Genomic DNA, 812 nt, shown 5'->3' with positions numbered 1-812 from the left:
CGACTGTGTGGAAATTGGTGACTACGCGAAAATCGGTGACGGTGTTAGATTTGGTGCCAAGTTTCGCTGCGAAGGTCTCGAAGTAATTGACTTCTTCACGATGGCAAACGTTGATGGCACAGGGCGCCGAATACATATATTCGTGCACACCAAAGGTATCACAATTCGGGCAGGTTGCTTCAAAGACACGCTGGACGCGTTTTGCATGAAGGCTGAAGATGAAGGGAAGTATTTGTATTCTACGACTGTTCGCGCCGCTGCTGAAGCATTCGCCGATGAAGTTCACCGGCAAGGCAAAACAGGCGGTTGGGATAAATAACACAGGGCTGCACTTGCAGCCTACAAATTACTTATCAGGCCGTTTGATTCAGACGGCCTCAGTAAGTGATTTTTTTTTCAACGTAGTATAACCAACTGAAGGAATAAGCATGAAAGTAACTATTAAAGAACTCGCCGAGCTGTTAGGCGCAAAAAAGACCGCCGCCAAATCAGGTTTGAATGGCTTCGCAATCGGTCAAGAAGTAATTATCCGCACCTACTCCGCTGGTGTGTGGTTTGGCCGCTTGAAAGAGAAAGCAGGTGACGAAATAATCCTAACAGAAGCGCGCCGCATGTGGCGCTGGTGGGCAAAAGAATCAATCAGCCTGAGTGGTGTGGCTTTGTATGGCATTAAGCAGGAAGACAGCCGCATTGCTGGTGCAGTTGATTCCGTCTGGTTGCAGGCTATTGAAATTATCCCAATTTCGGGCAAGGCCGCAGAATCAATCCGCACAGCACAGGAGGCTAATCAAGATGAGTAATTTATGTAAGCC

The 812-nt window shown here is 47.9% G+C and carries 2 protein-coding genes; both read left to right on the top strand.

The features are described from left to right. Nucleotides 1–319, top strand: a 319-nt coding sequence (locus tag E4U82_RS19625) for a hypothetical protein (protein ID WP_209300615.1), incomplete at its 5' end; no start/stop codon positions are given. Between the two features lie 109 nt (nucleotides 320–428). Then, nucleotides 429–800 (top strand): DUF6948 domain-containing protein, encoded by a 372-nt coding sequence (locus E4U82_RS19620; protein WP_209300614.1) that lies wholly within the window; start codon nucleotides 429–431, stop codon nucleotides 798–800. The last annotated feature ends 12 nt before the right edge of the window (nucleotides 801–812 follow it).

Origin of the sequence: Lentibacillus salicampi, from assembly GCF_004565465.1 — a bacterium.
In the GTDB taxonomy this organism is placed as follows: domain Bacteria; phylum Bacillota; class Bacilli; order Bacillales; family Amphibacillaceae; genus Lentibacillus; species Lentibacillus salicampi.
The sequence above is the reverse complement of the archived record's forward strand: the minus strand, read 5'-3'. Positions and strand labels throughout refer to the sequence as shown.

Coding starts and splice junctions, on each gene's coding strand:
- E4U82_RS19620 (WP_209300614.1), top strand. CDS start 429: ATGAAAGTAACTATTAAAGAACTCGCCGAGCTGTTAGGCGCAAAAAAG.